This is a genomic window from Pseudomonas sp. P9_31 (assembly GCF_034008235.1).
Lineage (GTDB): Bacteria > Pseudomonadota > Gammaproteobacteria > Pseudomonadales > Pseudomonadaceae > Aquipseudomonas.
This window is the reverse complement of sequence record NZ_CP125375.1, coordinates 2068665-2093758: the sequence shown is the minus strand read 5'-3', so window position 1 is coordinate 2093758 and position 25094 is coordinate 2068665. Positions and strand designations below refer to the sequence as shown.

Annotated in this window: 20 protein-coding genes, 2 tRNA genes, 3 rRNA genes and 2 pseudogenes; 15 read left to right on the top strand and 12 right to left on the bottom strand. The window is 58.0% G+C overall.

The window, feature by feature from the left end:
* Positions 1-200: 200 nt before the first annotated feature.
* A complete protein-coding gene (locus QMK51_RS09530; RefSeq protein WP_258699883.1) occupies positions 201-674 on the bottom strand; it encodes an SRPBCC family protein in 474 nt (157 codons plus the stop codon).
* A 278-nt stretch (positions 675-952) separates the two neighbouring features.
* Here QMK51_RS09530 and QMK51_RS09525 point away from each other — a divergent pair, with 278 nt between their 5' ends.
* Positions 953-1354, top strand: coding sequence for a lysozyme inhibitor LprI family protein (locus QMK51_RS09525; protein ID WP_320393854.1), 402 nt, complete (start codon positions 953-955; stop codon positions 1352-1354).
* A 199-nt stretch (positions 1355-1553) separates the two neighbouring features.
* Here the strand turns inward: QMK51_RS09525 and QMK51_RS09520 are convergent.
* Positions 1554-1814, bottom strand: a pseudogene (locus QMK51_RS09520) (RraA family protein); the annotation flags it as partial.
* On the opposite strand from QMK51_RS09520, the pseudogene QMK51_RS09515 reads away from it, so the two are divergent.
* Positions 1806-1928, top strand: a pseudogene (locus QMK51_RS09515) (LysR family transcriptional regulator); the annotation flags it as partial. The pseudogenes QMK51_RS09520 and QMK51_RS09515 sit on opposite strands and share 9 nt — an antisense overlap.
* Before the next feature lie 15 nt (positions 1929-1943).
* Here QMK51_RS09515 and mrdA read toward each other — a convergent pair.
* From mrdA to QMK51_RS09485, 6 genes are all read right to left on the bottom strand, one after another.
* Complete coding sequence (mrdA, locus tag QMK51_RS09510) at positions 1944-3836, bottom strand: penicillin-binding protein 2 (protein WP_320393853.1); 1893 nt, start codon at positions 3834-3836, stop codon at positions 1944-1946.
* Between the two features lie 242 nt (positions 3837-4078).
* Positions 4079-4194 (bottom strand): 5S ribosomal RNA (gene rrf, locus QMK51_RS09505).
* A 143-nt stretch (positions 4195-4337) separates the two neighbouring features.
* Positions 4338-7229 (bottom strand): 23S ribosomal RNA (locus tag QMK51_RS09500).
* Between the two features lie 236 nt (positions 7230-7465).
* Positions 7466-7541, bottom strand: a tRNA-Ala gene (locus QMK51_RS09495).
* A 33-nt stretch (positions 7542-7574) separates the two neighbouring features.
* Positions 7575-7651 (bottom strand) — tRNA-Ile (locus tag QMK51_RS09490).
* A gap of 82 nt (positions 7652-7733) precedes the next feature.
* A 16S ribosomal RNA gene (locus tag QMK51_RS09485) occupies positions 7734-9272 on the bottom strand.
* Together the 16S, 23S and 5S rRNA genes with 2 tRNA genes alongside form the textbook arrangement of a ribosomal RNA operon.
* A gap of 670 nt (positions 9273-9942) precedes the next feature.
* Here QMK51_RS09485 and rhtA point away from each other — a divergent pair.
* From rhtA to QMK51_RS09465, 4 genes are all read left to right on the top strand, one after another.
* Positions 9943-10830 carry a threonine/homoserine exporter RhtA gene (gene rhtA, locus QMK51_RS09480; RefSeq protein WP_258699880.1) on the top strand — a complete coding sequence of 296 codons (888 nt, stop codon included), beginning with the start codon at positions 9943-9945 and terminating at the stop codon, positions 10828-10830.
* 169 nt (positions 10831-10999) lie between these two features.
* Complete coding sequence (locus tag QMK51_RS09475; RefSeq protein ID WP_320393852.1) at positions 11000-11281, top strand: hypothetical protein; 282 nt, start codon at positions 11000-11002, stop codon at positions 11279-11281.
* A 99-nt stretch (positions 11282-11380) separates the two neighbouring features.
* Complete coding sequence (locus tag QMK51_RS09470) at positions 11381-12121, top strand: SDR family oxidoreductase (protein ID WP_320393851.1); 741 nt, start codon at positions 11381-11383, stop codon at positions 12119-12121.
* A 36-nt stretch (positions 12122-12157) separates the two neighbouring features.
* Entirely contained in the window at positions 12158-12754 is a 597-nt protein-coding gene (locus tag QMK51_RS09465) for a 2-hydroxychromene-2-carboxylate isomerase (RefSeq protein ID WP_258699877.1), read from the top strand.
* 46 nt (positions 12755-12800) lie between these two features.
* On the opposite strand, the gene QMK51_RS09460 is transcribed toward QMK51_RS09465, so the two are convergent.
* From QMK51_RS09460 to QMK51_RS09445, 4 genes are all read right to left on the bottom strand, one after another.
* Entirely contained in the window at positions 12801-14609 is a 1809-nt protein-coding gene (locus tag QMK51_RS09460; protein WP_320393850.1) for an aminopeptidase P family protein, read from the bottom strand.
* Between the two features lie 56 nt (positions 14610-14665).
* On the bottom strand, positions 14666-15832 hold the full coding sequence (locus QMK51_RS09455; protein ID WP_320393849.1) for a cysteine desulfurase family protein: 1167 nt from the start codon (positions 15830-15832) through the stop codon (positions 14666-14668).
* Positions 15833-16037: 205 nt separating this feature from the next.
* Entirely contained in the window at positions 16038-16652 is a 615-nt protein-coding gene (locus QMK51_RS09450; protein ID WP_258699874.1) for a LysE family translocator, read from the bottom strand.
* A gap of 100 nt (positions 16653-16752) precedes the next feature.
* Positions 16753-17022 carry a hypothetical protein gene (locus QMK51_RS09445; RefSeq protein ID WP_320393848.1) on the bottom strand — a complete coding sequence of 90 codons (270 nt, stop codon included), beginning with the start codon at positions 17020-17022 and terminating at the stop codon, positions 16753-16755.
* A gap of 410 nt (positions 17023-17432) precedes the next feature.
* Here QMK51_RS09445 and msuE point away from each other — a divergent pair, with 410 nt between their 5' ends.
* The 9 genes from msuE (at position 17433) to QMK51_RS09400 (ending at position 25072) form a co-directional block, all read left to right on the top strand.
* Positions 17433-17996: an FMN reductase gene (gene msuE / locus QMK51_RS09440; protein WP_320393847.1), complete on the top strand. Its 564-nt coding sequence runs from the start codon at positions 17433-17435 to the stop codon at positions 17994-17996.
* A gap of 10 nt (positions 17997-18006) precedes the next feature.
* Complete coding sequence (gene ssuD / locus QMK51_RS09435) at positions 18007-19182, top strand: FMNH2-dependent alkanesulfonate monooxygenase (RefSeq protein ID WP_320393846.1); 1176 nt, start codon at positions 18007-18009, stop codon at positions 19180-19182.
* A gap of 10 nt (positions 19183-19192) precedes the next feature.
* Positions 19193-20380, top strand: coding sequence for an acyl-CoA dehydrogenase family protein (locus QMK51_RS09430; RefSeq protein WP_320393845.1), 1188 nt, complete (start codon positions 19193-19195; stop codon positions 20378-20380).
* A gap of 24 nt (positions 20381-20404) precedes the next feature.
* Entirely contained in the window at positions 20405-21508 is a 1104-nt protein-coding gene (locus tag QMK51_RS09425) for a sigma-54 interaction domain-containing protein (protein WP_007934229.1), read from the top strand.
* Between the two features lie 193 nt (positions 21509-21701).
* Positions 21702-22160 carry a VOC family protein gene (locus tag QMK51_RS09420; protein ID WP_320393844.1) on the top strand — a complete coding sequence of 153 codons (459 nt, stop codon included), beginning with the start codon at positions 21702-21704 and terminating at the stop codon, positions 22158-22160.
* Between the two features lie 275 nt (positions 22161-22435).
* Entirely contained in the window at positions 22436-23641 is a 1206-nt protein-coding gene (locus QMK51_RS09415) for a PepSY-associated TM helix domain-containing protein (protein ID WP_258699868.1), read from the top strand.
* Positions 23638-24180 (top strand): thiamine pyrophosphate-binding protein, encoded by a 543-nt coding sequence (locus tag QMK51_RS09410; protein ID WP_320393843.1) that lies wholly within the window; start codon positions 23638-23640, stop codon positions 24178-24180. Before QMK51_RS09415 ends, QMK51_RS09410 begins: the two co-directional genes overlap by 4 nt.
* The gene (locus QMK51_RS09405; protein WP_320393842.1) at positions 24177-24497 is read left to right on the top strand and encodes a hypothetical protein; all 321 of its coding nucleotides are present in this window, start codon (positions 24177-24179) and stop codon (positions 24495-24497) included. The genes QMK51_RS09410 and QMK51_RS09405 overlap by 4 nt, the downstream gene beginning before the upstream one ends.
* A 2-nt stretch (positions 24498-24499) precedes the next feature.
* Positions 24500-25072, top strand: a complete 573-nt coding sequence (locus QMK51_RS09400) for a DUF6162 family protein (protein WP_320393841.1) — start codon at positions 24500-24502, stop codon at positions 25070-25072.
* Positions 25073-25094: the final 22 nt, after the last annotated feature.

The following is a 25094-nucleotide window of genomic DNA, read 5'->3' as shown; positions in this document are numbered from 1 at the left end:
ATCCGTGACCCTGGAGCACTTCCTGTGCTTCAGTTGATGAGGCTAGATTACGCTTCGGATCCAATCTGCAATAGACGACATAGCTACTATCGCGTGTAAGACATTCGCCATAGTCACCTTTCCGAAACCCCTTAGACGTGTCAGCCATCACGCGCTGAGGCCACGAATTTCATGGCCTGCAGCCATCAACCTCCCTGGCTCTAATGGGTCTTGGTATTTGTTCTCAGAAATTCTTCGATATTGTTCATCTGCTCATCCCATCCACGGCTGTCCATGCGGAACGCCTTGAGCCTGCGCGATTGAGGGATGTGATCGAAACCGGATTCGACGACCGTCAACAACGTGCCTTCGTCCATATCCTGGAGCTCGAACTTCACCAGCGTGGTGGGTTCCTGGGAGTAATCGACTTCCGGTTCCACCGCATAGGGGTGCCAGCGGAACGAAAACACCCGCTCCGGTTCGACTCGCTCCACCAGTACATTCCACAACAAGTGCTCATAACCAGGATAAGTAATCTGCCCCTGGGTCCACTCGCCAGCGACAAAGCGCTTACCTTCGAGCGCCACGCCAAACCACTGCCCAAAGGCTTCGGCATTGGCCAGCACGCGCCAGACCTGCGAGCGCGGCACCTTGAGCAGGATCTTCCTTTCGATGCGATCTGATGCTGGGTTCATAAGTCACCTCCTGTATTGAACAGTAGGCCTGTAAAGACCATAAGACCACCCTAAAAGTTGTATCAAACGGGTGCCGCCATCAAGCATGCCTGAAATATTCGGCCTCGGTTCTGGCCATAAGTTCTGGGTTGAACAGGGAAGCCAGCAGGCGAAACCCTGCTGGGGCTAGCTTGCGAGAATGCTGCCGCCTTCGCGGCTTCAGGCGCCCTTGCTACGAGCTGAAACCGCCATCTTCGCTACACTGCACCCCAACTTTCCATCACCACAGCGAGCCCCCCATGCCCCCCCGTTTTCTCCTGGCGTTGACGCCGCTGCTGTTCACCACCGTGGCGCATGCCGTGGACTGTGCCAATGCGAACGACCAGGGCACCATGAATCAGTGTGCCGCCGAGCAATACAAAGCGGCTGATAAAGAGCTGAACACGCTTTACCAACAGATCACCAAACGATTGAAAGACAATCCCGATGCCAAGAAGCTGCTGGTCAGCGCGCAACGCAACTGGGTGGCGTTTCGTGATGCTGAGTGTGAGTTTTCGACCTCTACGGTGTCGGGGGGCAGTGTGTATCCGCTAATCTACAGCCTGTGCACCACCAACCTGACCAAGGCGCGCGTCGAAACCTTCAAACGCTACCTAACGTGTGAGGAAGGCGATATGAGTTGTCCGGTGCCTGGGGTTTGATGCTGTGGTGTCTTTGAGGACCTCTTCGCGAGCAAGCTCGCTCCCACGTGGATTGCGTTTATTCGACGTTGGTGGCTCAGCACAGCACAGCACAGCACAGCATTGAGCAACACATCGGTGCCCTGACGCACGTCTGGGCGAAATCGGTGGCCAGGCCTTCGATCGCCTGAATCATCCGCGCCACGCCGTACAAGGCATCCACGCTCAAAACCTGCGCCACCGGCTCACCGGCGCGCAGCCGCTCCAACAAGCGCGGTTCGGCGCGATCCGAAGCCAAGGCCTGATCGATGACAGCGGCCACCGTTCGCCAGTCGAGAAACAGCACACCGTTGTCGTCCGCCAGCACCAAATCGCCGGGACTCACCGTGACGCCGGCACTGTGGATTGGCTGATTGATCTGACTGTCGCCACGGCCATGCAGCTTGGTGGTCAGCAGGCTGGTGCCGCGAGCGAAGACGGGGTGGTGGATTTCGATATCCAGCTGCTGTGGAATCGCGAGCAGAAGATGAGTCAGGCCGAAACCGTGTTTCTGGAAAGCTTCCAGCACATGCTCAGTATTCGTGAGCCTGTGCTGCGAAGCCTTGATCGTTTAGACGTGAGGGTCGCCCGGCGCTTTGCTCGGCGCGGCGTATTGCGGCTTCAGGTGGCCCTCCTGATCGAGCAGCCAGGCGTCCATGATCTGCCGCACCACGGGACCGGCGACGCGACCTCCGGCCTCGCCGTTTTCGATCATCACCGAGATGACAATCTTCGGATGTTCGGCCGGGGCGAAACCGACGAACAAGGCGTTGTCGCGGTTGCGCTCAAGGGTTTTCGCCCGGTTGTAGCGCTCACCCTGCTTGATCGCCACCACTTGCGCGGTCCCACTTTTGCCGGCAATGCGGTACTGCGCGCCCTCCGCTGCCGCTCGGGCAATCCCGCGAGCATCGTGCATGACCATCTGCATGCCATGGTTGACCTGCTCCCAGTCACGCGGGTCCTTGAGCAGGATATTCGGCATCGGATGCTCATCCACCGGCGCTACGCCATCCACACTCTTGGCCAGGTGCGGTCGGTTCCATACACCTTTGTTGGCGATCAGTGCGGTAGCCTGGGCGAGTTGCAGAGGGGTGACCTGCATGTAGCCCTGGCCGATCCCGAGGATCACTGTCTCGCCGGGGAACCACGGTTGACGGCGCGTGGCGCGCTTCCAGGCCTGGGATGGCATCAATCCCGGAGACTCTTCGAACATGTCCAGCGAGACCTTCTCGCCGAGGCCGAACATCGCCATGTAATCGTGCAGACGGTCGATGCCCAGCTTGTGGGCCAGGTCGTAGAAGTAGGTGTCGTTGGAGCGCATGATCGCCGCGTCCATGTCCACCCAGCCATCGCCGCTGTGGTTCCAGTTACGGTACTTATGATCGAAGTCCGGGAGTTGGTAATAACCTGGATCGAAGACACGGGTCTGAGGGGTGACGACCCCGGCGTCGAGGCCGGCAATCGCCACCTCCGGCTTGATGGTCGAACCCGGCGCGTAGAGCCCCCGCAGTACGCGGTTGAACAGCGGCCGGTCGATGGAGTCGTGCAGCGCCGCGTACTCCTTGAAGCTGATCCCGGTGACGAACAGGTTCGGGTCAAAGCTGGGCTTGCTGACCATGGCCAGCACTTCACCGGTTGACGGATCGAGAGCGACCACCGAGCCACGGCGATCGCCTAATGCAGCTTCCGCGGCTTCCTGAAGTTTGACGTCGAGGCTCAGTACGATGTTTTTGCCGGGGATCGGATCGGTGTGCTTGAGCACTCGCAGAACGCGGCCTTGCGCATTGGTTTCGACTTCTTCGTAACCGACGTGGCCGTGCAACTCGGGCTCGTAGAATTTCTCGATGCCGGTCTTGCCGATGGATTGAGTGCCACGGTATTCCACCGTATCCAGGGCCTTGGATTCTTTTTCGTTGATGCGGCCGACGTAGCCAATCGAATGAGCGAAGTGCTCGCCCATCGGGTAGTGGCGAACGAATTGCGGCTCCACGTCGATCCCTGGCAGACGGAACTCGTTGACCGCCAACACGGCTATCTGTTCTTCGCTGAGTTCGTAGAACAAAGTGACTGGTACGAAGGGATGTCTAGCTTGTTTCATTGCCTTATCGAAGACCGTGCGGTCTTCGGCAGGCAGGTGCAGGAGGTTGACCACCTCATCCAGCTCTTCTTTGACGTCGGAGGCACGCTCGCGGGTGATGGTCAGGTTGAAGCTGGGTCGGTTGTCCGCCAGAACTACGCCATTGCGGTCATAGATCAACCCGCGGGTAGGGGCGATCGGCAATACGTGTACACGGTTATTTTCGGAGATCGTCGAGTGGTAGTCGTACTCGACCACTTGCAGGACATACAGGCGCACCACCAGCGCGCAGGTAATAGCGACGACGAACAAGGCGCAAGCCATCAGTCTTTTATTGACCAGGCGCTTCTCTTTTTCGTGGTCTTTGATCGGTATCGCTTCGGGCATTTCTGCAGCAGCTCTTTGACTGTAGAGGGGTGCCGATCCGTAGGCTTGAAATCAGTCCGTTAAAAACGAGCTGCACCATACCAAAAAAGGCGCGGTCACTTAGCGTGTTCTGCCGAAGTTTCATTAACGATGCGGCTGTTACCAGCGATAGCTATCGGGGTATCCCTTTGTTGCCAAGGCACTTTCCTGCGGGCAAAACAAAACCCCTACCTGCATACGCAGATAGGGGTTTCGGAATTTAATCTTGACGATGACCTACTCTCACATGGGGAAACCCCACACTACCATCGGCGATGCATCGTTTCACTGCTGAGTTCGGGATGGGATCAGGTGGTTCCAATGCTCTATGGTCGTCAAGAAATTCGGGTACCGAACCGTCTTTCGACGCTTCAGCAAATTGGGTATGCGATAGTTTGTGTGTTTCTCGAACTTTCGGTTCATTGCGTCTTCACACACCGCAATCTGGTGCTCTTTCGAGTCAGCAAATTGCTTGGGTGTTATATGGTCAAGCCTCACGGGCAATTAGTATTGGTTAGCTCAACGCCTCACAGCGCTTACACACCCAACCTATCAACGTCGTAGTCTTCGACGGCCCTTCAGGGGACTCAAGGTCCCAGTGAGATCTCATCTTGAGGCTAGTTTCCCGCTTAGATGCTTTCAGCGGTTATCTATTCCGAACATAGCTACCCGGCAATGCCACTGGCGTGACAACCGGAACACCAGAGGTTCGTCCACTCCGGTCCTCTCGTACTAGGAGCAGCCCCTCTCAAATCTCAAACGTCCACGGCAGATAGGGACCGAACTGTCTCACGACGTTCTAAACCCAGCTCGCGTACCACTTTAAATGGCGAACAGCCATACCCTTGGGACCGGCTTCAGCCCCAGGATGTGATGAGCCGACATCGAGGTGCCAAACACCGCCGTCGATATGAACTCTTGGGCGGTATCAGCCTGTTATCCCCGGAGTACCTTTTATCCGTTGAGCGATGGCCCTTCCATACAGAACCACCGGATCACTAAGACCTACTTTCGTACCTGCTCGACGTGTCTGTCTCGCAGTCAAGCGCGCTTTTGCCTTTATACTCTACGACCGATTTCCGACCGGTCTGAGCGCACCTTCGTACTCCTCCGTTACTCTTTAGGAGGAGACCGCCCCAGTCAAACTACCCACCATACACTGTCCTCGATCCGGATAACGGACCTGAGTTAGAACCTCAAAGTTGCCAGGGTGGTATTTCAAGGATGGCTCCACGCGAACTGGCGTCCACGCTTCAAAGCCTCCCACCTATCCTACACAAGCAAATTCAAAGTCCAGTGCAAAGCTATAGTAAAGGTTCACGGGGTCTTTCCGTCTAGCCGCGGATACACTGCATCTTCACAGCGATTTCAATTTCACTGAGTCTCGGGTGGAGACAGCGCCGCCATCGTTACGCCATTCGTGCAGGTCGGAACTTACCCGACAAGGAATTTCGCTACCTTAGGACCGTTATAGTTACGGCCGCCGTTTACCGGGGCTTCGATCAAGAGCTTCGCGTTAGCTAACCCCATCAATTAACCTTCCGGCACCGGGCAGGCGTCACACCCTATACGTCCACTTTCGTGTTTGCAGAGTGCTGTGTTTTTAATAAACAGTCGCAGCGGCCTGGTATCTTCGACCGGCGTGGGCTTACGGAGCAAGTCCTTCACCCTCACCGGCGCACCTTCTCCCGAAGTTACGGTGCCATTTTGCCTAGTTCCTTCACCCGAGTTCTCTCAAGCGCCTTGGTATTCTCTACCCAACCACCTGTGTCGGTTTGGGGTACGGTTCCTGGTTACCTGAAGCTTAGAAGCTTTTCTTGGAAGCATGGCATCAACCACTTCGTGTTCTAAAAGAACACTCGTCATCAGCTCTCGGCCTTGGAATCCCGGATTTACCTAAGATTCCAGCCTACCACCTTAAACTTGGACAACCAACGCCAAGCTGGCCTAGCCTTCTCCGTCCCTCCATCGCAATAACCAGAAGTACAGGAATATTAACCTGTTTTCCATCGACTACGCTTTTCAGCCTCGCCTTAGGGACCGACTAACCCTGCGTCGATTAACGTTGCGCAGGAAACCTTGGTCTTTCGGCGTGGGTGTTTTTCACACCCATTGTCGTTACTCATGTCAGCATTCGCACTTCTGATACCTCCAGCAAGCTTCTCAACTCACCTTCACAGGCTTACAGAACGCTCCTCTACCGCATCACCTAAGTGATACCCGTAGCTTCGGTGTATGGTTTGAGCCCCGTTACATCTTCCGCGCAGGCCGACTCGACTAGTGAGCTATTACGCTTTCTTTAAAGGGTGGCTGCTTCTAAGCCAACCTCCTAGCTGTCTAAGCCTTCCCACATCGTTTCCCACTTAACCATAACTTTGGGACCTTAGCTGACGGTCTGGGTTGTTTCCCTTTTCACGACGGACGTTAGCACCCGCCGTGTGTCTCCCATGCTCGGCACTTGTAGGTATTCGGAGTTTGCATCGGTTTGGTAAGTCGGGATGACCCCCTAGCCGAAACAGTGCTCTACCCCCTACAGTGATACATGAGGCGCTACCTAAATAGCTTTCGAGGAGAACCAGCTATCTCCGAGCTTGATTAGCCTTTCACTCCGATCCACAGGTCATCCGCTAACTTTTCAACGGTAGTCGGTTCGGTCCTCCAGTCAGTGTTACCTAACCTTCAACCTGCCCATGGATAGATCGCCCGGTTTCGGGTCTATTCCCAGCGACTAGACGCCCTATTAAGACTCGCTTTCGCTACGCCTCCCCTATTCGGTTAAGCTCGCCACTGAAAATAAGTCGCTGACCCATTATACAAAAGGTACGCAGTCACCCAACAAAGTGGGCTCCCACTGCTTGTACGCATACGGTTTCAGGATCTATTTCACTCCCCTCTCCGGGGTTCTTTTCGCCTTTCCCTCACGGTACTAGTTCACTATCGGTCAGTCAGTAGTATTTAGCCTTGGAGGATGGTCCCCCCATATTCAGACAAAGTTTCTCGTGCTCCGTCCTACTCGATTTCATGACTAAGAGATTTTCGCGTACAGGGCTATCACCCACTATGGCCGCACTTTCCAGAGCGTTCCGCTAATCTCAAAGCCACTTAAGGGCTGGTCCCCGTTCGCTCGCCACTACTAAGGGAATCTCGGTTGATTTCTTTTCCTCAGGGTACTTAGATGTTTCAGTTCCCCTGGTTCGCTTCTTAAGCCTATGTATTCAGCTTAAGATACCTAACTTATGTTAGGTGGGTTCCCCCATTCAGACATCTCCGGATCAAAGTCTGTTTGCCGACTCCCCGAAGCTTTTCGCAGGCTACCACGTCTTTCATCGCCTCTGACTGCCAAGGCATCCACCGTATGCGCTTCTTCACTTGACCATATAACCCCAAGCAATCTGGTTATACTGTGAAGACGACATTCGCCGAAAATTCGCGATTAAACTCACAAATTTTACCTTAGCCTGATCCGTTACCAGTGAAAGTAACGTTCAGTCTATCTTTCTATCACATACCCAAATTTTTAAAGAACGATCTAGCCAAAGACTAGAAATCAACATTCACCATCATCACGATGGAATGCTCATTTCTAAGCTTTCAACAAACAGAAGCAGTAGTGGTGGAGCCAAACGGGATCGAACCGTTGACCTCCTGCGTGCAAGGCAGGCGCTCTCCCAGCTGAGCTATGGCCCCGTATTTCTACAGGCGTTCCCACACAAGCAAAATTGGTGGGTCTGGGCAGATTCGAACTGCCGACCTCACCCTTATCAGGGGTGCGCTCTAACCAACTGAGCTACAGACCCAATTTCGGGCTGCTTCTTATCGTCTTCTTCAATGAATCAAGCAATTCGTGTGGGAACTTATGGAGCAGCTGATGTCGTCGATTAAGGAGGTGATCCAGCCGCAGGTTCCCCTACGGCTACCTTGTTACGACTTCACCCCAGTCATGAATCACACCGTGGTAACCGTCCTCCCGAAGGTTAGACTAGCTACTTCTGGTGCAACCCACTCCCATGGTGTGACGGGCGGTGTGTACAAGGCCCGGGAACGTATTCACCGCGACATTCTGATTCGCGATTACTAGCGATTCCGACTTCACGCAGTCGAGTTGCAGACTGCGATCCGGACTACGATCGGTTTTATGGGATTAGCTCCACCTCGCGGCTTGGCAACCCTCTGTACCGACCATTGTAGCACGTGTGTAGCCCAGGCCGTAAGGGCCATGATGACTTGACGTCATCCCCACCTTCCTCCGGTTTGTCACCGGCAGTCTCCTTAGAGTGCCCACCATTACGTGCTGGTAACTAAGGACAAGGGTTGCGCTCGTTACGGGACTTAACCCAACATCTCACGACACGAGCTGACGACAGCCATGCAGCACCTGTCTCAATGTTCCCGAAGGCACCAATCCATCTCTGGAAAGTTCATTGGATGTCAAGGCCTGGTAAGGTTCTTCGCGTTGCTTCGAATTAAACCACATGCTCCACCGCTTGTGCGGGCCCCCGTCAATTCATTTGAGTTTTAACCTTGCGGCCGTACTCCCCAGGCGGTCAACTTAATGCGTTAGCTGCGCCACTAAGAGCTCAAGGCTCCCAACGGCTAGTTGACATCGTTTACGGCGTGGACTACCAGGGTATCTAATCCTGTTTGCTCCCCACGCTTTCGCACCTCAGTGTCAGTATCAGTCCAGGTGGTCGCCTTCGCCACTGGTGTTCCTTCCTATATCTACGCATTTCACCGCTACACAGGAAATTCCACCACCCTCTACCATACTCTAGCTCGACAGTTTTGAATGCAGTTCCCAGGTTGAGCCCGGGGATTTCACATCCAACTTAACGAACCACCTACGCGCGCTTTACGCCCAGTAATTCCGATTAACGCTTGCACCCTCTGTATTACCGCGGCTGCTGGCACAGAGTTAGCCGGTGCTTATTCTGTCGGTAACGTCAAAACAATTACGTATTAGGTAACTGCCCTTCCTCCCAACTTAAAGTGCTTTACAATCCGAAGACCTTCTTCACACACGCGGCATGGCTGGATCAGGCTTTCGCCCATTGTCCAATATTCCCCACTGCTGCCTCCCGTAGGAGTCTGGACCGTGTCTCAGTTCCAGTGTGACTGATCATCCTCTCAGACCAGTTACGGATCGTCGCCTTGGTGAGCCATTACCTCACCAACTAGCTAATCCGACCTAGGCTCATCTGATAGCGCAAGGCCCGAAGGTCCCCTGCTTTCTCCCGTAGGACGTATGCGGTATTAGCGTCCGTTTCCGAGCGTTATCCCCCACTACCAGGCAGATTCCTAGGCATTACTCACCCGTCCGCCGCTCGCCACCAGGTACAAGTACCCGTGCTGCCGCTCGACTTGCATGTGTTAGGCCTGCCGCCAGCGTTCAATCTGAGCCATGATCAAACTCTTCAGTTCAAACATCTTTGGGTTTTTAAGAAACCCTAAACTTGGCTCAGCAATCGTTGGTTACATCTTTGATTTCTCGCGGAGTAACTTGTGATGCTGATAATCTTGTTGACTATCAGTCTGACTCCACAAGCACCCACACGAATTGCTTGATTCAGTTGTTAAAGAGCGATTGGTTAAGATCTTTCGTCTCAACCGAGGCGCGCATTCTACAGCAGCCTCTGTTGCTGTCAAGCGGTTATTTTCAGAAGCTTTCAAAGTTTCCTTTGCAACTTCAACCACTTGCGCTTCCGATCTCTCGTTAGCGGGAGGCGAATTCTACAGCGTTAGTCGCTGCTGTCAACACCTGTTTTTCTCCGCTTTCGACCGAGAAGATCGAACCGTCAATAAGGCGACAACACACTGCCTTACCAACTCCTTCTGGCCTCGATGAACTGAAGCGTAACCGCTGCCGAAAACTGCGTAACTCATTGTTTACCAAGGAGTTTTCCGTTTCGACTGCGCCGGAAGTGGGGCGAATTATAGACGTCCAGAATCTGCCGTCAACCGTTAATTACGCTTTTCTATCAGGATGTTCAAAATCCCTGCTTATATATAGACGCGCCCGCAACGAATGCGCAGTATATTGCCCAACACGTAAAACAATACTCTCGCCTCCTACTTCGGACGATGCCACGCAATGAATGACCACCCCCGCAGCCTCGCCTCGACTCTGTTCTCGGTTGGCCTGCTCTTAATAGCCATGGCATCGATCCAGTCCGGAGCCTCTCTGGCCAAAAGCATGTTCCCGGTTATCGGTGCTCAAGGGACAACCACCCTGCGGCTGATCTTCGCCAGCGTGATCATGCTGCTGCTATTGCGACCATGGCGAGCGAAGCTCACCGCAAAATCCCTGCGCACCGTTATCGTCTACGGGATGGCGCTGGGCGGCATGAACTTCCTCTTCTATATGTCCTTGCGCACTGTCCCTCTGGGTATTGCGGTAGCCCTGGAGTTCACCGGCCCATTGGCGGTCGCTATTTATGCCTCACGCCGGGCGATCGACTTTCTGTGGATCGCTCTGGCGGCCGTGGGTTTACTGCTGTTGATTCCGACTGGCGCCACGAGTGCAGGTATTGATCTGGTTGGCGCAGGTTATGCCCTTGGCGCTGGTGCCTGCTGGGCGTTGTACATTCTGTTCGGCCAGAAGGCCGGTGCCGACAATGGCGTGCAAACCGCCGCATTGGGCGTGATGATTGCCGCACTGTTCGTAGCCCCCATCGGCATCGTCCATGCTGGCGCTGCGCTGCTGACACCCTCGTTGATTCCCATAGCCATCGGGGTCGCCATTCTGTCCACCGCCCTGCCCTACACCCTGGAAATGGTCGCCCTCACACGGATGCCCGCCCGGACCTTCGGCACATTGATGAGCATCGAGCCTGCGTTCGGCGCATTGTCCGGTCTGTTGTTCCTCCATGAATACCTCTCCCTGTCACAGTGGATGGCTATCCTGTGCATCATTCTGGCTTCCGTCGGCGCGACCATGACCATGGGGAGTGCCGCCAAACCTGCGGTCGCAGCGGATTGAGACGAGATTTGACGAAGGTCTGGTATTTGCCGCTCAATTAGGCCATGTTTAGGCCACGTAACTCAGTGTCAGACATGGATTTTTTCAGATAGGGATATCAGAACGCTTCAAGCAAAAGCGAACGCAGGCAGACCCGGGCGCAAGATCCGGGGCCTCTATAAGGACAGCAATGAAACGAATTTTGATACTGATCGCCGTACTGGCCGTTGCGGGCTGCGCGGCGACCTCGAAAACCCAGATCAAACACGGTAAGAAAGGGCTGCATATCAACTGTTCTGGGCTGTCGTCCTCGTGGGACAAGTGCTACAGCAGCGCCGCCAACTCGTGCGCACCCAAAGGTTACAAGGTGATCGCCAAGTCAGGGGACACCGTGGAAGAACCCGGTGACTATCCGTTCGGCCTCAACCCGGCCGGTTATACCAGCCGCAGCATGATCGTCATTTGCAAGTAACCTTCCCCCTTCTATCGGGTTTGCGTAGCCCGATAGGCGCTTCGCCCGGATGCTGCTAACGTTCGTCAGTCAATGACCGTTCAGCAAAGGGCGACATCCATGACCACCGCTATCAATAACAAGAAAATCGTTCTGGTCGTCGGTGCAGGCGATGCCACCGGCGGCGCCATTGCCAAACGTTTTGCCCAGGAAGGTTTCGTCGCCTGCGTCACGCGTCGCAGCGCAGACAAACTCCAGCCATTGGTAGATGCCATCACGGCGAGTGGCGGCGAGGCTCACGGCTTTGCCTGCGATGCGCGCAAGGAAGAGGACGTGATTGCGCTCATCGAGCAGATCGAAACCGGGATCGGCCCCATCGAGGCGTTCGTCTTCAATATCGGCGCCAATGTCCCGTGCAGCATTCTCGAAGAAACCGCCCGCAAGTATTTCAAGATCTGGGAAATGGCCTGTTTCTCAGGGTTTCTCAACGCTCGTGAAGTAGCCAGGCGCATGGTCCCCCGTCAACGGGGCACGATTCTGTTCACCGGGGCCACTGCCGGCTTGCGCGGCGCTGCGGGTTTCGCAGCCTTCGCCGGCGCCAAGCACGGGATTCGCGCCCTGGCCCAAAGCATGGCCCGCGAATTGGGACCGATGAACATCCATGTCGCCCATGTCGTAGTCGATGGCGCCATCGACACCGACTTTATTCGCGACAGTTTTCCAGAAAAGTACGCGACCAAAGATCAGGACGGCATCCTCAATCCCGAACACATCGCCGACAACTATTGGTACCTGCACAGCCAGCCACGGGACGCCTGGACCTTCGAACTGGATCTGCGCCCCTGGAATGAACACTGGTAAGCCCTTCCCCACAACCATAAGAAGAGCGCATCGACCATGAGCAAAACCGTGGAGTTCTTTTTCGACCTTGGCAGCCCCGCCACCTACCTGGCTTATACCCAACTGCCGAAGATCTGCGAGCAGACCGATAGTCGGCTGATCTACAAACCGATGCTACTGGGCGGCGTCTTCAAAGCCACCGGCAATGCTTCCCCCGTGACCATACCGGCCAAGGGTCGCTACATGTTTCAGGACCTGGACCGCTATGCCAAACGCTACGGTGTGTCGCTGAAGTTCAACCCGCACTTCCCCATCAATACCCTGATGCTGATGCGCGCCGTCACGGGCATGCAACTGCGTCATCCCGAGCGCTTTCAGGCGTTTATCGATTGCCTGTTTCACGCCCTGTGGGTGGAAGGACGCAGCCTCGATGACCCAGCGACCGTTGCCGCCGTGCTGACGCAAAACGGTTTCGATCCGAATGAGGTGCTGGCGCTGACCGCCGATGAGGACGTCAAAGCCACGCTCAAGGAAAATACCGAGAACGCGGTACAACGCGGTGTATTCGGCGCGCCGAGCATGTTTGTCGGTGGTCAGATGTTCTTCGGTCAGGATCGGCTGGACTTCGTCCTTGAAGCCCTGCGTGCGCAATAGCTGGAGATGAGCCAGACGCCGGAAACAGCGCCTGGACTCAAGCCACTCAAATAGCCGCAGTCCGGGCGTCCAACCACTCAAGGGCCGTGCCATCGAGCAACGGACTCAAACGCTCGCGCACCTCGGCGTGATAGGCGTTGAACCACTGTTTTTCGTCTTCGGTCAGCAGCGACGGTTCCAGGCAGCGGGTGTCGATCGGGCACAAAGTCAGGGTTTCGAATTTCAGGAATTCACCGAATTCGCTCTTGCCCGCTTCGCGGTTCAATACCAGGTTCTCAATTCGCACACCCCAGCGGCCCGGACGGTAAGTGCCCGGTTCGATGGACGTGATCATGCCCGGCTGCATCGCGGTTTGCGGTGCCGCAGCAGCCTGGTAGGCGATGACTTGCGGGCCTTCGTGGACGTTGAGGAAATAGCCGACGCCGTGACCGGTGCCATGACCGTAGTCGACGCTTTCGGCCCAGATCGGCGCGCGGGCAATAGAATCCAGCAACGGCGACAGAATGCCTTTCGGGAATTGCGCACGAGAGAGTGCAATCACACCTTTGAGCACCCGAGTGCAATCGCGCTTCTGCTCGTCAGTCGGCGTACCCACCGGCACCATTCGCGTGATGTCGGTGGTGCCGCCCAGGTATTGGCCGCCGGAGTCGATCAGCAACAGACCGTCACCCTCGATCACCGTGTGTTCTTCTTCGGTGGCGTGGTAGTGCGGCATCGCACCGTTGGCGTTGAAGGCGGCAATGGTGTTGAAACTCAGCGACACATAATCCGGGCGGCGCATGCGGGCTGCGGTCAGCTGTTCGTCGATGGTCAGTTCGGTGACGCGCTCACGCCCCAATGCTGCGTCCAGCCAAGCGAAGAATTCGCACAGTGCGGCACCATCCTGCTCCATGGCCCGGCGAATGTGCTCGGCATCGGCCAGGCTCTTCTTCGACTTGGCCAGGGTGGTCGGGTTCAAGCCTTCGAGCAGTTTCACACCACTGTTCAGGTTATCCAGCAAACCGGCCGTGACCCGCGCCGGATCGACTTGCAGGCTCGCGCCACTCGGCACGGCGCGCAAGGCGGCCGCGACTTCGCTGTAATCGCGCAGGGTCACGCCGTCCTGTTCGAGAATGACGCGCAGCTCGGCGCTCACTTTGCTCAGGGCCACGAACAAGGTGGCCTGCTGCTGACTGATCAGGGCGAAGGACACGAACACCGGGTTGAACGACACATCGCCGCCGCGCAGGTTGAACAGCCAGGCGATGTCATCGAGGGTGGCAATGAAATGCCAGTCGGCACCGCGCTCTTTCAACACGTCTCGCAACTGGGTGATTTTTTCGCCACGGCTGACGGTCGCCTGAGGCGGTAAATGTTGATAAATCGGCTCGTTCGGCAGGCTCGGACGATCACTCCAGACTTCGCTCAGCACGTCGATGTCAGTGCGCAGGCATGCACCACGTTCTTCAAGTTTGCTGCTCAGGGTACGCGCCGCGGCCACGGCCATCACTGCGCCATCGACTGCGACGACACCACCTTCAGGGGTTTGCTCGGCCAGCCAATCGAGCGGGCCGGGTTGGCCCGGTTGCAGCTTGACCAGTTCGATGCCGCTGCCCTTGAGTTCCTTGCTCGCTTGTTCCCAATAGCGGCTGTCGGCCCAGACGCCGGCAAAGTCCGGCGTGACAATCAGGGTGCCGACCGAGCCATGGAAACCCGACAGCCACTGGCGCCCTTGCCAATAGCCCGGCAGGTATTCCGACAGGTGCGGGTCGGCCGACGGCACCAATAGAGCATGAATGCCCTCCCGGCTCATCACCGCGCGGGTTTGCGCCAGGTGCCGGGGCACCGACCCATTGGTCAAAGGCTGCGTACTCATCGTGTCTCCTGCTAACCACTTCATCATTATTGTTCGGTGCCGATCAGTGTCGACGCTTAAGGACCCGTCGCCCAGAATGCCGGAGCACTGGCGGCTGCCGCTTTAATCAGTTGTGCCGCCAGGTCGATATCCTGCTCGGTGGTGAAACGCCCCAGGCTCAAACGAATGGTGCGACCGGCCGAGCGGGCGTTATGCCCCAACGCCAGCAGCACATGGGATGGCGCATTGCTGGCGGAGTTGCAGGCCGACGTCGCGGAAAACGCAATCGAAGCGCTCAACGCCGCGAAATTGAACTCACCTTCGTTGAAGGTCAGGCTCAGGGTATGGGGAATGCGCTGGGTCGGGCTGCCATTAAGGCGAATGCCGGGAATGCTCAACAGTTGCTCCAGCAGGCGTTCGCGCAGGTGGACGATGGTGGCTTTTTCCTCATCGAACGACGCGGCCGCCAACGCGAAGGCCACGCCCATGGCCGCGATCTGGTGCGTCGCCAGGGTGCCGGAACGCAACCCGCCCTCGTGACCGCCACCGTGGATCTGCGCCTGCAAACGTTGTTGCGCACGAGGCCCGACATACAACGCGCCAACGCCTTTGGGACCGTAGACCTTGTGTGCCGAGAACGACATCAAATCCACCGGCCACCGGGCCAGATCGATTGCCACTTTGCCCGCGCCCTGCGCCGCATCGACGTGGAACAACGCATCACGATCACGCACCACCTGGCCGATGGCCGGGATGTCGTTGACGGTGCCCAGTTCGTTGTTGACCAGCATCAGCGACACCAGAAAAGTGTCCTCACGCATCGCTTCGCTGACCGCTTGCGGGGTAATCAGGCCTTCGGCATCGGGCACCAGATACGTCACGGCTATGCCCGCGTCCTGCAACTGTTTTGCCGTGTCGAGAATGGCCTTGTGTTCGATCTGGCTGGTGATGATGTGGCCGCCGGACACACCGCGGGCCTGGGCCACGCCCTTAAGGGCAAGGTTGTTGGATTCGGTGGCACCGGAGGTCCAGACGATCTGCTCCGCCTGGGCGCCCACCAGTTCGGCGACCTGGCGCCGTGCCTGCTCGACCGATTGCCGGGCCTGTTGGCCGAAGGCGTGGGAGCTGGACGCTGGATTACCGAAGTTACCCGCGAACCCCAGACACTCGACCATGACCTTGATGACCCGCTCATCCACCGGCGTGGTGGCGGCGTAGTCGAAATACAACGGACGTTTATTCATAAAAGACTCGCAGAGCGTGTTCCAGGATCAGAAGGCTCGTTACTGGAAATGTCAAAGCGCCGCCTCATGAGCGACGCCGAACTTTCAGAACGACAGCAATACCTGATCGGAGGCCGTTAAAGAAGAACAACTTCATTTAAAAGTGCGTTGGAACGCTCCTGCAGTCGAGCTTAACAGGCATCGGGCAACCGGTTGAAGCAATGCATCAGCTAAAACTTTCGAGCAACAACGGATACAACGAAGCCACCAGCAGCAAGGCCATGCCCCAATTGAACAGCCGCAACCAGCGGCGATCGCGCAGCACATTGCGCAACAACGTGCCGCAACCGGCCCATACACCGACGCTTGGCAGGTTGATCAGAGCAAAGACCGCGGCAATCACAATCACATTGGTGAAATAGCCCTGCATCGGCGTGTAGGTGCTGATGGCACCGATGGCCATGATCCAGGCCTTGGGATTGACCCATTGAAACGCAGCCGCGCCCAAATAGCTGATCGGCTTGCCCTCGCCCTGTTCACCCTCGGCTACCGGCCCGGAGTGAGCAATCTTCCAGGCCAGATACAGCAAATACGCCGCGCCGACATAGCGCAATACGGTGTAAAGCACTGGATAGGTTTGAAACACCGCGCCCAGGCCGAAGCCGACGGCGACCACCAGCACGAAGAAGCCGCAGGTGATGCCCAGCATATGGGGAATGGTGCGGTTAAAGCCGAAATTCACGCCCGAGGCCAGCAGCAGGGTGTTGTTGGGGCCGGGGGTGATCGAGGTGACAAGGGCAAACAGGGCAAAGCCCAGCAGCAGATCGAGCGAGAGTGTCATGGAGGCAGTCCATCAGGGCCAGTCAGGTGTTGACCCTATCGCACGCCTTGAGGGAAACCCACGGACAGTTGCGTGAAAGTTCTAGCGGTACAGTCGCTGCTCAGCTTGGGCGAGCATGCAGCTGTACTGCGCGTTCGGCGTTCATCTCCCCTTGTTTGTCGAAACTGAACGATTTTGCCGGCTGGCCGAGCAATTCGGCTTTCTTCGCGTGGTACTCATCAAAGGACAAACCGCGACGATTCAGGGCCTCCAGCGCCAGCTCCCGGGTTTCTTCAGCGGTGTAGGGCCGCAGTTCCGGTGAGACATGGCTGGCACATCCGGCCAGAACGGAAACGGCGAGTAACAAGAAAGTGGCGAGTAGAGGTTTCATTTCGGGCGTCCGGATATCTGGTTCGGGGCAATGAACACAGGCTACCCGCGTGCCCTGAAGGGCAGAAATCAATGCTCTCGATAGTGGGTATCGGATCAAAGGATCGCAGCCTTCGGCAGCTCCTACAGTAAGTCTCATATACCCAAACAACCTATAAATATTAATTTACGGTCTTTTACGGAATAACAGAGAGTCTTTATAAACAACTCCATCGCTTCGCGCACTGTTGCCTACGCAACTGTTTGCCTGGCAACAGGCAATCAACAAACACCTCGTCAAATCGAACAGCGCCTGCCAACAAACGCGCTGAAAGCCACGTAAACCGGGGCTCCGAAGGATTGGTACAGCTCTTGCTCAACGCTGGTGACTACTCACTGCTCGCTGAGCAACTGTTGAAAAAGGAACTGATCATGTCGCGTCCATTGAAAGTCGTTGCCCTCTCCGGCGGTACCTGGCGTCCGTCCCGCACTTTGGTGCTGACCCAGGCGCTGTTGGCCGAGCTGGCCGGGCAGTTGCCGATCGAAAGCAAGCTGATCGAACTGGGCGATATCGCCCGACCACTGGGCGCGGCGTTGTCCCGGCAGGAACTGAGCGTCGACATCGAGGACGAGTTGCAAGCCATCGAAAGCGCCGATCTGCTGATCGTCGCCGCGCCGGTTTATCGCGGTTCCTACCCGGGCCTGCTCAAGCATCTGTTTGACCTGATCGACCTCAACGCGCTGATCGACACCCCGGTGCTGCTGGCCGCCACCGGTGGCAGCGAACGTCACGCGCTGGTGCTCGATCATCAGTTGCGGCCGCTGTTCAGCTTCTTCCAGGCCCTGACCCTGCCGATTGGCGTGTACGCCACCGAAGCCGACTTCTCCAATTACCAAATAACCAGTGAGCCCTTGAAGGCCCGCATTCGTCTTGCTGCAGAACGCGCGGCGCCGTTGTTCGGCGTACACCCAAAAAATCTGCTGAAAATCGCCTAAGGATCTCTTCATGGATGTTTTCTGGTTTCTGCCGACCCACGGCGACGGCCATTACCTGGGCACCACTCAAGGCGCGCGCCCGGTGACGCTCAACTACCTGAAACAAGTCGCTCAGGCCGCCGACAGTCTCGGCTACCACGGTGTGCTGATTCCCACCGGACGCTCCTGCGAGGACTCGTGGGTGATCGCCTCGGCCCTGGTGCCGTTGACTGAACGCCTGCGGTATCTGGTCGCGATCCGTCCGGGGATCATCTCGCCGACGGTCTCGGCGCGGATGGCCGCGACCCTGGATCGCCTGTCCAACGGCCGCTTGCTGATCAATGTGGTGACCGGCGGCGATCCGGATGAAAACCGTGGCGACGGCAGTTTTCTCGATCACAGCGAACGCTACGAAGTCACCGACGAATTCCTGAAGATCTGGCGTGGCGTGCTGCAAGGCGAAGCGGTGGATTTCGAAGGCAAACACCTGCGGGTGCAGAATGCCAAGGCCCTGTATCCACCGGTGCAGAAACCTTATCCGCCGCTGTATTTCGGTGGTTCGTCCGAGGCGGCTCATGACCTGGCTGCCGAACAGGTCGACGTCTACCTGACGTGGGGCGAACCACCCGCCGCCGTGGCTGAAAAGCTCGCCGACGTGCGTGAGCGCGCGGCGCGCAACGGTCGTACGGTGAAGTTCGGGATTCGCTTGCACGTGATCGTCCGCGAAACCGCCGAAGAGGCCTGGAAAGCCGCCGGTAAACTCATCGAGCACATCAGCGACGAGACCATCGCGGCGGCGCAGAAATCGTTCTCACGCTTCGACTCCGAAGGCCAGCGGCGCATGGCCGCGCTGCATGACGGCCGTCGCGACAACCTGGAAATCGCCCCCAACCTCTGGGCCGGCGTCGGTCTGGTGCGTGGCGGTGCCGGGACGGCATTGGTGGGCGATCCGCAGCAAGTCGCCACACGGATCAAGGAATACGCGGACCTGGGGATCGACAGTTTCATCTTCTCCGGCTACCCGCATCTTGAAGAGGCTTATCGCTTTGCCGAACTGGTGTTTCCGCTGCTGCCCGAGCCGTATGCCAGCCTGGCCGGACGAGGCGTCACCAACCTTACCGGGCCGTTTGGCGAAATGATCGCCAATGATGTGCTGCCCGCCAAAGCCACGGCCCGCTCCCACAGGGGATTGCGCCGAACTCCATGAGGAACCCCGTGTGACTGCCAAGCCGCTAAGCGCCCTGTTGCCCCCTTTGCAGACCGCCCGCCAACTGGCTGGCGAGTTTGCCCTGACTGCTGTCGAGCGCGATGAACGCGGCGGAACGCCAAAAGCCGAACGTGACGCCTTGCGCCACAGCGGCCTGCTCGCATTAAGCATTCCCACCCAATACGGCGGCCTTGGCGCCAGCTGGAGCGAAACCCTGACCATCGTGCGCGAGTTCGCCAAGGTCGACAGTTCGATCGCCCATGTCTTCGGCTTTCATCACCTGATGCTCGCCACCGTGCGCCTGTTCGCCCGGCCCGAGCAGTGGCAGCCGTGGTTTGAACAGACGGCGCGCAAGAACTGGTTCTGGGGCAACGCGCTTAACCCGCTGGATACCCGCACCGTGGTAAAAAATCTCGGTGGCTGGCGCGAGTTTTCCGGCAAGAAAAGTTTCTGCTCCGGCGCCAGCGACTCGGAAATGCTGATCGCCTCGGCCGTCGACGAGCGTGCCGGCGGCAAGCTGTTGATCGCCGCGATTCCCAGCGGGCGCAGCGGCATCACGCTGCACAACGACTGGAACAACATGGGTCAGCGTCAGACCGACAGCGGCAGCGCCACGTTCGAACGGGTGCGGGTCGAAGAGTCGGAACTGCTGCTAGACCCCGGCCCGTTGAGCACGCCGTTTGCCTGCTTGCGCCCATTGATCGCCCAGCTCACGTTCACCCATATGTTCCTCGGCATCGCCGAAGGTGCCTTTGAAGAGGCGCGGCAATACACCCTCACCGAAACCCGTCCGTGGCACAAATCCAGCGCTCCGGATGTGCGTCAGGATCCTTATGTGCTCGGCCATTACGGCGAATTCTGGGTGGCTCTGGAAGGCGTTCGGCTGCTGGTGGCACGGGCCGCCGAATTGCTCGACAAGGCCTGGGCCAAGGGCCCTAACCTCAGCGCCGAGGAACGCGGACATCTGGCCACCGCCATCGCAACCGCCAAGGTTGCCGCGACCCGCAACGGTCTGGAGCTGTGCAGCCGCTTGTTCGAAGTGACCGGCGCCCGCTCGACGCATGCCTCACTGCGACTGGACCGTCACTGGCGCAACCTGCGCACGCAAACCCTGCACGATCCGCTGGATTACAAACTCCATGAACTGGGTGACTGGGCACTGAACCAGTCCCTGCCGACGCCGACCTTCTATTCATAGCTTTCAACTCATGGAGCCTGCCCCATGCAACTGCTGACCTTACCGCCCTCGCCCGCCCTGGCCACCTCGATCCGCGCCACGGCGCAGGTGTTCGAAGACCCGAAATCCCAAGCCCTGCTCGCGCACTTGCAGCAGGTCGCGCCAAGTGAAGCCAGCGTGCTGATCATCGGCGAAACCGGCACCGGCAAGGAGCTGGTGGCGCGGCATATCCACAACCTCAGCGCCCGCCGCAACCGGCCGTTCGTGGCGGTGAACTGCGGCGCGTTCTCCGAATCGCTGGTGGAGGCGGAGCTGTTCGGCCATGAGAAAGGCGCCTTCACCGGGGCATTGAGCGCCAAGGCCGGCTGGTTCGAAGAGGCCGATGGCGGCACTTTGTTCCTCGACGAAATCGGCGATCTGCCGATGGCGATTCAAGTGAAGTTGCTGCGGGTGCTACAGGAGCGCGAAGTGGTGCGACTGGGTTCGCGCAAGAGCATTCCCATCGATGTGCGGGTACTGGCGGCGACCAATGTGCAACTGGAAAAAGCCATCAACGCCGGGCACTTTCGCGAAGATCTGTATTACCGCCTCGACGTGGTCAGTCTGGAACTGAGCCCGTTGCGCGAGCGCCCCGGCGACATCCTGCCGCTGACCCGGCATTTCATCGAAGCCTACAGCCAGCGCCTGGGTTACGGCAGCATCACCATCAGCAAGGAAGCCGAACACAAACTGCGCAGTTACAGCTGGCCGGGCAACATCCGCGAACTGGAAAACGTCATTCATCACACCCTGCTGATCTGCCGCAACGGTGTGATCGAGCGCGATGACCTGCGCCTGTCGAACATGCGCATCGAACGTCAGGACGACCACCACGCCAGCGTCGACGACTCACCGGAAGCCTTGCTCGATCGGGCCTTTCAAAAGCTCTTCGAGGAACAGGCCGGCGCGCTGCACGAGAAAGTCGAAGATGCGTTGTTACGGGCGGCCTATCGCTTCAGCCACTACAACCAGGTGCACACCGCTGCCCTGCTGGGGTTGAGCCGCAATGTGACCCGCACACGGCTGATCAAGATCGGCGAACTGGCGGTGAACAAACGCCGCCCCACGGAAAACCTGCAGGGCGAGCGTTTGATGCAGTTGTCGATCTAGCCGATCAGCGTGCAGTGCAAGCGGGCTTGCTCGCGAAGGCGTCCTGTCAGCCAATGAGGTTTCAGAATCCCGGCGCTTTGTAGCGCTACTGCTCGTCGGGCACCCGGTTGCGGGGGAGGGGTTGACCTATAGTTGTTCGATCGGAAATCGGCGAAGGAACACCTTACCCCCCACAATAAAAAGGAGAGCCGTCATGAGCGTCAAACCCATTCCAGAGGGTTATCACAGCATCACCCCTTACCTGGGCATTCAGAAAGCTGCCGAAGCCATCGACTTCTACAAAAAGGCCTTTGGCGCCACCGAAGTCATGCGCCTGGCCATGCCCGATGGTGGCATCGGGCATGCCGAACTGCGCATCGGCGACTGCCCGATCATGCTGGGCACACCGTGCGATCAGGGGCCATTGAGCAACCCGGACACATCGCCGTCCGTGGGGCTGCATTTGTATGTGAACGATGTGGACAAGTCCTATAAACAGGCAATCGATGCCGGTGCCACGGTGGTGTCCGAGGTCAAGGATCAGTTTTACGGCGACCGTTCGGGGACCTTGAAGGATCCCTATGGGCATTTGTGGTTTCTGGCTACGCGCAAGGAGGATTTGACTCAGGAGCAGATCGAACAGCGGGCCAAGGAGATGTTTAAACAGGGTTAAGTTTTTCAGTGAGTGTTCGGGCTTGCTCGCGAAGGAGCCATCCCATTCAACATCAATGTTGACTGTCAGACCGCTTTCGCAAACAAGCCTCCTCCCACGCCAGGCAGAAACACGAAACATTTACTTTCATATCCCCTTTCGGGATTTTCGATGCTCATACGTCTTATTTAGATGCAGTCGGTCGCGTAGGCAAAAGCCACGATCGGACTTTTCGTGGACCGCAACGCTGGGAAGCCCACAGCAGCGGTCCTCTCATCGAAACAAGACCTTTAATCATGTCGAAGAAATCCCGCTCAAAACTCTGGTTTCTGGTCCATAGCTGGCTGGCGCTGCCCATCTGGTTTTTTGTATTGATCGTCTGTGTGACCGGCACCCTGGCGGTGGTCAGTCAGGAAATCGTCTGGCTGGCCAACCCGCAAATGCGCGCCAGCCCGCCTTCGGACGACGCGCCGCTGCTCAGCTATGACCAGATCATCGCCGCCATCAAAAAGGCCGAACCCCAAACGCTGGTCGAGCGTATCAACCGCCCCGACGAGTCGCATTTCGCCCTGGACGTGAAGGTCAGTTACCCGGACGGGCGCTCGGTGACGGTCTATGTGAACCCCTACAGCGGGGTGATTCAGGGCACTGCTCCCCAATTCAACTTTCAGGCCTTTACTCGCGCACTGCATGGCTGGTGGCTGGTGCCGTTCACCAACGGCTACAGCTGGGGCTGGTATCTGGTGTCGTTCCTCGGGCTGCCGATGCTGGCTTCGCTGGTGACCGGGCTTGTGGTCTACAAACGGTTCTGGAAAGGCTTCCTGCGACCGACCCTGCGCATTCGTCATGGCGCACGGATTTTCTGGGGCGACTTTCACCGGCTCAGCGGCATCTGGTCGATCTGGTTCATTGCGGTGATTTCCGTCACCAGCACCTGGTTCATGATTGAGGCGATCCTGTTCGATAACCATATTTCGATTTCTACCGCACCGGTCGCGCCCGTCGTCCCGCGTGAGAGCGTGCCGCTCACCGTCGATGGTGCACCGGCGCCGATGATCAGTCTGGAAAGCGCGATCCGCGAGGCCAAGGAACGCATTCCCGGTCTGGAAGACAGCTCTGTCAGCCTCCCCGCCAATGCCTATAGCCACCTTTCGGTGAGCGGACGCAGCGGGTACCCGTTGATCTACCAGAGCGCCGAGGTCAACCCGTACACCGGTGACATCTCCGCCACGCGCCTGCTGTCGGACCGTTCGGGTCTGGAGCTGGTGACCGAATCCATGCGCCCACTGCACACCGGCGATTTCGGCGGCATCTGGATCAAACTGATCTGGTTCTTCTTCGGCTTGATCCTGAGCATGATGGTCCTCAGCGGCCTGCTGATCTGGACCAAACGCACCGCCCTGGCCACGGCCAATGCCCTCAAGCGCAGCAACAAGCGTCCACGGATTGCGGTGGCCAGTCAGCCGGCCATGGGCCGCGAAGTCACGCAGGTCAGCCGATGAGCCAGGTCGCAGCAGAAAAACCGCGCTCGCCGCTAAGCCGTTTCTGGCACACCTGGCGCTTCCACATCAATGTGCTGCTGTTGCTGGTGCCGCTGGGGTTCATGCCCAAATACTTCGCCGACGCGGCACTGCTTCGCGGTGACACCGGCCTGGGTGAGCGGGACATCGGTGAGGTTCAGGTCGGCCCCTGGAGCCTGCGCCTGGCCGAGTTGCGCAGCGAAGCCCCCGTATCCGACGGCCCGGCCGGCTACCTGAAGTCCTTCAACGCAGCGCTCTGCGACAGTTGTCGCGATCAGGTCAAGGCGACTTACCTGCGCATTGGCAAACCGCGCAGCTTGCGCGCCGCCGGGGTGATTTTCTTCGGCACACCGTACCGCATGGGCGCCGCGCTGCCGATAGCCGAAAAGACCAAAAACGACGCTGAGCTGTGGATCACCATGGAAGGCTGGGACGGCGCCATGCACCAAGCGTCCATCCCCCTGAGCCAGGCATCCCCGGCCACCGTCGCGTGGTTGAACACACAAGGTGGCAAACCATGATCAACGCTTTTCGCCTCGTTTTACTGGTGCTCGGCGCCGCCTTCAGCACCAGCGTTCTGGCCCATAACCCGATGTGCGAATGCAAGGCCATCGACGCCGAGCAGATCCGTTGCACTGGCGGTTTCTCCGACGGCAGCGGCGCGCCGGGCGTGACCCTGGATGTGATCGGCTACGACGAAACCATTCTGGTGCCGGGCAAACTCGGTGCCGATTCGACCCTGACGTTCAAGAAACCCGGCGCCGAGTTCTATGTGCTGTTCGACGCCGGTCCCGGCCACGTCGTCGAGATCGACCAAGCCGACATCGAGGCGCCCTGAGCATGACGACACCAACCACCCAAGTTGTTCGCCCGGCCGGTGCCGGCCATGAAACCCTCTACGTAATGCTGTTGTGCCTGATGATCCAGGCGGTTGCCGGCTCGGTGGTCGCCTGGCGCGGCGAGTCCCGGGAGGTGAGCAGCGTTGGCAGCCATCAACTGGATGCCCGTCGCGACCTGAGCGCATCCGAGCAAGGCATCTACGCCGACCTGCGGGTTACGCTGGATGAAATCCATCTGTTGCGTCAGGAACAGCAGGCGCTGCCCAGACCCGCCACGCTCGCCGATGAAGGTTTCGCGCCGTTTGCCCAGGATGCCAGCTCTGTCAGCCGTGGCGGTCATGCCTGGCAGTTACTGGACGCCAAGGCTTACTTCGGCCAAAGCCAGACTCCAACCGTGGCCGGCTCGTTTTTGTTGCGTTTGACCGCTGACGACGATGCTCCAGACGTCTGGCTCAATCGCGGCAAAGCCCTCACTACCCCGACTGATCTGACTGACGCCGCGCTCGAAAGCGCCGGCTGGCAGCAGATCGTCGCGCAATTCGATGCCGGCGTTACCCGCCAGCATCGGCATTGAACCCCCGCCTTCACCCGAGAGA